Consider the following 5,831-nt stretch of genomic DNA (forward strand, 5'->3'; position numbering starts at 1 on the left):
AAGGCCTGCCTGCGGGCTGGGGCGCACCGCTTTATGCCAAGCTCGACAGCGAGCTGGCATCGGCCTGCATGTCGATCAACGCAGTCAAGGGAGTCGAGATCGGCGACGGCTTCGAAGCGGCGCGGTTGACCGGCGAAAGCAATGCCGATCCGATGCGCCCCGGCGCCGATGGCCGGCCCGAATTTCTCGCCAACCATGCCGGCGGCGTCGCGGGTGGCATTTCGACGGGGCAGCCGCTGATCGTACGGATCGCGCTCAAGCCCACCTCGTCCATCCTGACCCCGGTCGAGACGATCGGGCGCGATGGTGCTGCCGCCGACATCCGCACCAAGGGGCGGCACGACCCCTGCGTCGGCATCCGCGCTGCGCCGGTGCTCGAGGCGATGGTCGCCCTGGTCCTCGCCGACCAGAAGCTACTCCACCGCGCACAGGTCGGGGCGTGACCGAGACCGAGGCGCGGATCGCGCGGCGCATGCGGATCTGGGGCAAGGTGCAGGGCGTCTGGTTTCGCGCCTGGACGGTCGAGCAGGCGACCGACCTCGGCCTCGATGGCTGGGTTCGCAACCGGCTCGACGGGTCGGTCGAGGCGGTCGTCAGCGGGGCGCCGGCGGTGGTCGAGGCCTTTATCGAGCGCTGCCATGGCGGATCGCCGGCGAGCCGCGTGGACCGGGTGGAGGTCGAGGATACCCCGGGGATCGTCGCTGCCGGCTTCACCCAGAAGCCGACCGTATGAGCGATCGCCCGGTTCCCATCCGCGTATCGGCGCTCGACGGCCTGCCGCACGGCTTTCTCGGCCGCGAGGGCGGCGTGTCGCAGGGCATTCATGCCGGGCTCAATGTCGGCCTGGGTTCGGACGACGATCGCGACGCCATAGTGGAGAATCGCCGCCGTGCGGTCGATGCCGTGGCGCCCGGGCATAAGCTCGTCACGCTGCACCAGGTCCATTCGCCCGACGTGGTGACCGTGACCGAGCCCTTTGCCGACGATGCCCGCCCGCACGCGGATGCGCTGGTGAGCGCGACCCCTGGCCTGCTGCTCGGTATCCTCACCGCCGATTGCGTGCCGGTGCTGTTCGCCGACCGCGATGCGGGCGTTGTCGGCGGCGCCCATGCCGGCTGGAAAGGCGCAATTACGGGCGTGACCGACCGGACTCTCGACGCGATGGTCGCGCTTGGCGCCGATCGGGACAGGATCGTCGCGGCGATCGGCCCGTGTATCGCGCGCGCTTCGTACGAGGTCGACGAGGCGTTCGTCGCCCGCTTCTGCGACGCCGACCCCGAAAATGAGCGCTTTTTCGCCGACGGCCGCCGCGCGGGCCATGCCCAGTTCGACATCGAGGCCTATGTCGCACAGCGTCTGGCGCAGGCCGGAGTAGGGCGGGTAATCGCGCTGGGCGAGGACACCTATGCCCAGCCCGGTCGCTTCTTTAGCTTCCGCCGGGCGACGCATCGCGGCGAGCCCGGCTATGGCCGGCAGATCTCGCTGATCGGCCTGCCCTGATAAGCGAAGCGCCGCCGGGCCGTGTGGCCGGGCGGCGCAAGCCTGTCGAACGTCGCCGTCCTCCTCAGAAGGGCAGGATCTTCGACTTCTTGGTGAAGTTCATATAGCCGACATTGACGCCGAGCCGCCAGCCGACGCCGAGCCTGATCGGGATGAGCACCACGTCGCCGCGCCGCAGATAGGTCGCCGTAAAGCCGCCGATGACATAAGCCGTGCCCTCGACCGCCGGGAAGCGCTCGAAAATGTCGGCGCTGTCATAGAGATTGTAGACGAGGACGAAGCTCTTGGCGCCGTTCGCGCCGAGGTCGAAGCCGAGCGACGGACCGGTCCAGTAGATCGGCTGCTGCCCTTCGACCTTGTGGAACAGCGTGCCCGATCCGTAGCGGACGCCGACGATCACCGCGCCACCGGCCTCGCGCCCTGCAATATAGGCGTTGGGCTTGCCCTGTTCGGCGAAGATCTTTTCGATCAGCTTGGCGAGGCCCTGCGCGCCCTTGCCGAAGGTGCCCTCGGCGGCGCTCAGCACATCGTCCTGGGCATAGGTGCCGCCCTCGACCGCTTCGACCGCCTGCGCGCGGGTGGACATCGGCATGGGGCTGCCCTCCACCCGCAGGGCTTCGTCGGCGGCTGTCGCGGTATCGGTCGAGGCCGGCGCGCCGGCGGGTGCATCAGACGGCGTTGCCGCCGCTGCGGGTGCGCTGACGGTGGTGCCGTAATTGGCTTCGCTGGCCGGCACGGCGGCGAGATCGCTCGCCTGGTTCGGGTCGACCGTCCGCACCTGTGCCTGCGCCACGCCCGACACCGCCATGGCCATCGCCGCGCTGATTCCCAGCGTCATCGTCCTGAACATCGCATCCTCCGGAAAACTGCTTTGGCCGTGCGTCTTAAAGCGCCTTTTGGCTGTCGCTGCAATGAACGCCATCCTGAATATTAATGGCGAAAAAATTGCTGACACAGCCTGTTGATCCCGCCGCACCTGCCCGCTATAGCCCGGCCTCTGCCGACCCGGAGACGTGGGTGAGTGGCTGAAACCAGCGGTTTGCTAAACCGCCGTACCGGTAAATCTGGTACCGAGGGTTCGAATCCCTCCGTCTCCGCCAGAAAACTCTGAAAAATAGAAATTTCCAGAGGTTGGGGCCCCGGTTGCATAATTCCTCTTACAGTGCCCGCCCGACGCCTGCTTGAAGCCGGGCTGCGCCTGCTCAAGCGTTCTGATTTGCAGCGTATCGGCCAAGGTCGCCCGCGCGCCCGGGATCACAAGCTCATCGCCCAGCTCGGTTGCATCAGTGAACCGCAACAGTCCGACGGGATCGACGATCTTGATCATCGGGTTTTGCGGCTCGCGACCGTGCCCACGCGATTGAACCATTTCCGATGGATCCAGGCAATCCGATTGGCATCCGCCGACAACGGCGGCATCCTGCGGTGATCAGAGATGGGTAAAGAGTTTGCGAAGGGTAGAATTGGCAGCATGGGTTTCATCTACCCATGCAGCCAAAGGCGAACTTAAGTCTTCCGGACCCGTGATGGTCTTTCTTGTCTATTTCGACGAACTCGTCGAGAGTTTCGAGCAGTCGCGGGGCGGCGCGGAACCGATGACCGAGGCAAGGGCCGGCGCAGAATCCTTTCGCATCTGGCAGGCGGCGATCGAGGCAGATGATAAAGCGCGGCGGATTGGTCCTGTGTTCCGTGTTCCGCCCATGCGCGACGCTCGGACAACGTCGTGCATTCCGACCGCGAACGGCGGCATGAACCGCATGCAACTATAGCCCGCTCGGCGACGGCGCATCGTCCGATCTACCGGCAGGCAAGCGCGCAACTGAACGCTGCGGCTAAAGTTGTGCGATCTCTGTAAGCATCTCCTGCGCAAGGACATTGCGGTCATATTGAGGTGCCGCCGCCCGACCATTGACGGACATCGCCCGCATGGCATCCGAAGACCGCGACAGTTCAACGATCTTTTCTGCAAGATCCGCAGGATTCTCCTGCTCGAAGATTATTCCAGCTCCCGCTTTCTGGACGATGTCCTGCGATTCCCCTTTCACGCCGTGCAACATCGGTATTCCCATCGCCATCGATTCAAAGATCTTGGACGGTATGACCGTGCGATGGACCGGAAGATCTTTAAGGTGGACCACCGCAAGGTCCAGAAGCGCCCAGTAGCGCGGCACGTCGGCTTTCGGAACGGTGTCGATAAAGGAGACATTTTTCAGATGGCGACACTCCGCCTCACGCTTCAACACGCGTTTCTCAGCGCCGTCTCCGATCATTAGGATGTGAATTTTGCAGGCGTCGGCTCTCTTTGCCAGGAGCGAACACGCGTCGATCAAAGTCATCAATGCGTGGCTCATCCCCTGTGTGCCAATATATCCTACTGTGAACTTGCCCTGTAGGGCATGCTTCCGGATGAGTTCCGGATCCTTCGTTGTGGGGCGAAATCGTGCGAGATCGACTCCATTTGTGATGACCCTGATCTTACTGGCGGAAATGCCACGCCGGACAAGGTCTTTCCGAAAAGCATGAGTGACTGCGACGATCAGGTTCGCCCTGCGATAGAGGAACAACTCAATGGTTTCGATGCAACGAAACAGCACCCTGCTTCTGATCGCTCCGATCGCCCTGATGGCATCTGGCCATAGGTCGCGAAGTTCGAACACCCAAGGCTTCCTTTTGAGCGCTGCAGCCGCGCAGGCTGCACAGGCGGTAAAGAATTGCGGCGATGTGCCGATGATCACGTCCACTTTGCGTACGAACAAACTGGCCAGAACCGCACTTATCATAAAGCTGATGTGATCGATGACCCTGAGCAGAAAGCCTTGGTTTTCGGCCATGTAGGACCAGACTCTGATTACGCGAATCCCTTCCACATACTCGGTCTGCCATGGCAGATTGCGATAACCCGCGAAGGGCTCCCCTTGCGGGAAGTTGGGCGCGCAGGTGATGACGGTGACGCGATAGCCACAAAGAATCCATGCTCGGCAATGCTCGAAAGTTCGGCTCGCCGGAGCATTGACTTCCGGAGGGAAGTTATCGGTCAGAAAAAGAATGTGGCGTGGATCGACGGATTCAGCCGATCGTGAACGGGATTTCTTCCATGCAGTTGCCACGGTCGGTCCACCGTCATGACGAAGTCGCAGAAAGAAAGACTACCCATTTTCCTTACGGAACGCCAACGAAACTACATCTGTAATGGATCGTCATGCCGGCTCGACGTGTGCCGGACGGCGAAAGAGACATCACAGGTCCGCAGAGGCGATCCATCACGGCGCCCTGATGAGTTGGCTTTGCACTACAACCAACGGTCAGCGACTGGCTGCCGTTCAAATGTCATGGCGGTTGAATTGGTGGGCGGACAACATCCGGGGCCGTTATCGCCGAGCAGTTTGATCAGCGAGCGGCCCGGCTTCTTTTCAACCCACCTTGATCAGCACCTTGCCGAGATGCGCTCCCGACTTGAGGTAGCGGCAGGCCTCCAGCGCTTCGTCGAACGCGAAGGTCCTGTCGATCACGGGCGCAAAACCGGTCGCTTCCATCGCGCGGACGAGGCGGGCGAGCATCGCGCGGCTACCTTCGGCGATGCCCTTCAACGTGATGTTCTTGCCGATGATGCTGCCATAATTTGGCAGCGGCCCGTCGGAGCCTGTGACGCCGATGATGACGATGCGGGCGTGGACCGCGCAGGCGTTGATCGACTGGGGCATGCGAGTGCGTCGCAATAACGATCATGTCGGAAAGGTCAACCGGAAGCAAGACGCTGGTCTTGATTTCGCTCAGCTAACATCCGACGGCACGGGGAACTGATCTGGAGTTCGGACGATGGGGTTCATGGATTTTCTGGTGCGGCACCGCCGCCGCCGCTGGGCAAAAGAAATGCTCGCCCTCTATGGCGTGGAGATCGACCCCCATACGCAGATCGGAAGGGATTTCCGGTTGGTTCACCGTGGCTTCGGGACAGTCATCCACGGCAACTGCACGATTGGCGACCGCGTACAGATTTATCACCAGGTAGCGATCGGCCGGGCCGACGGTTATCGCGATCCGTCAATCGTACCGATGGCACGGATCATGATCGGTGACGACGTCGTGCTTTTTCCCGGTGCCAAGCTGCTGGGTGGGCCCGAAGCGCTGCATGTCGGCCGAGGCACCATCGTCGGGGCCAATGCCGTTCTGCTGCAATCGACCGGCGAGTATGAGATATGGGCCGGCATCCCTGCGCGCAGGGCCGGGCTGAGAGAAGCGCTGTAACTATCGCTGGGGAGGGGAATGGTGGACGCACTAGGGCTCGAACCTAGGACCCGCTGATTAAGAGTCAGCTGCTCTACCAACTGAGC

General features: G+C 62.5%; 9 protein-coding genes and 1 tRNA gene. 7 read left to right on the forward strand and 3 right to left on the reverse strand.

The genetic code is table 11. From position 1 onward, the window contains the following. From KAY22_RS23295 to pgeF, 3 genes are all read left to right on the forward strand, one after another. Positions 1-443: chorismate synthase (locus KAY22_RS23295; RefSeq protein ID WP_296625543.1), on the forward strand; the 443-nt coding region annotated here is incomplete at its 5' end. A 29-nt stretch (positions 444-472) separates the two neighbouring features. Continuing rightward, a complete protein-coding gene (locus tag KAY22_RS23300; RefSeq protein WP_296625551.1) occupies positions 473-733 on the forward strand; it encodes an acylphosphatase in 261 nt (86 codons plus the stop codon). Next, complete coding sequence (gene pgeF / locus KAY22_RS23305) at positions 730-1,500, forward strand: peptidoglycan editing factor PgeF (RefSeq protein WP_296625544.1); 771 nt, start codon at positions 730-732, stop codon at positions 1,498-1,500. Before KAY22_RS23300 ends, pgeF begins: the two co-directional genes overlap by 4 nt. A 64-nt stretch (positions 1,501-1,564) precedes the next feature. Here the strand turns inward: pgeF and KAY22_RS23310 are convergent, their stop codons facing one another. Beyond that, a complete protein-coding gene (locus KAY22_RS23310) occupies positions 1,565-2,350 on the reverse strand; it encodes a DUF1134 domain-containing protein (RefSeq protein WP_296625545.1) in 786 nt (261 codons plus the stop codon). A 157-nt stretch (positions 2,351-2,507) separates the two neighbouring features. On the opposite strand from KAY22_RS23310, the gene KAY22_RS23315 reads away from it, so the two are divergent. The 3 genes from KAY22_RS23315 (at position 2,508) to KAY22_RS23325 (ending at position 3,269) form a co-directional block, all read left to right on the forward strand. Beyond that, positions 2,508-2,600 (forward strand) — tRNA-Ser (locus tag KAY22_RS23315). 62 nt (positions 2,601-2,662) lie between these two features. After that, entirely contained in the window at positions 2,663-2,929 is a 267-nt protein-coding gene (locus KAY22_RS23320) for a hypothetical protein (protein WP_296625546.1), read from the forward strand. Positions 2,930-2,963: 34 nt separating this feature from the next. Next, entirely contained in the window at positions 2,964-3,269 is a 306-nt protein-coding gene (locus KAY22_RS23325) for a hypothetical protein (protein ID WP_296625547.1), read from the forward strand. A gap of 63 nt (positions 3,270-3,332) precedes the next feature. Here KAY22_RS23325 and KAY22_RS23330 read toward each other — a convergent pair whose 3' ends face one another. Continuing rightward, on the reverse strand, positions 3,333-4,607 hold the full coding sequence (locus KAY22_RS23330; RefSeq protein WP_296625548.1) for a glycosyltransferase family 4 protein: 1,275 nt from the start codon (positions 4,605-4,607) through the stop codon (positions 3,333-3,335). Positions 4,608-4,910: 303 nt separating this feature from the next. Further along, a complete protein-coding gene (locus KAY22_RS23335; protein ID WP_296625549.1) occupies positions 4,911-5,201 on the reverse strand; it encodes a zinc-binding dehydrogenase in 291 nt (96 codons plus the stop codon). A 124-nt stretch (positions 5,202-5,325) separates the two neighbouring features. On the opposite strand from KAY22_RS23335, the gene KAY22_RS23340 reads away from it, so the two are divergent. Then, entirely contained in the window at positions 5,326-5,745 is a 420-nt protein-coding gene (locus KAY22_RS23340; protein ID WP_296625550.1) for a hypothetical protein, read from the forward strand. The last annotated feature ends 86 nt before the right edge of the window (positions 5,746-5,831 follow it).

It is taken from the genome of Rhizorhabdus sp. (genome assembly GCF_018006725.1).
Taxonomy (GTDB): domain Bacteria; phylum Pseudomonadota; class Alphaproteobacteria; order Sphingomonadales; family Sphingomonadaceae; genus Rhizorhabdus.

What these genes read in the sequence shown, in the direction of transcription:
- pgeF (WP_296625544.1), top strand. Translation starts at nt 730, where the DNA reads ATGAGCGATCGCCCGGTTCCCATCCGCGTATCGGCGCTCGACGGCCTG.
- KAY22_RS23300 (WP_296625551.1), top strand. Translation starts at nt 473, where the DNA reads ATGCGGATCTGGGGCAAGGTGCAGGGCGTCTGGTTTCGCGCCTGGACG.
- KAY22_RS23340 (WP_296625550.1), top strand. Translation starts at nt 5,326, where the DNA reads ATGGATTTTCTGGTGCGGCACCGCCGCCGCCGCTGGGCAAAAGAAATG.
- KAY22_RS23310 (WP_296625545.1), bottom strand. Translation starts at nt 2,350, where the DNA reads ATGTTCAGGACGATGACGCTGGGAATCAGCGCGGCGATGGCCATGGCG.
- KAY22_RS23335 (WP_296625549.1), bottom strand. Translation starts at nt 5,201, where the DNA reads ATGCCCCAGTCGATCAACGCCTGCGCGGTCCACGCCCGCATCGTCATC.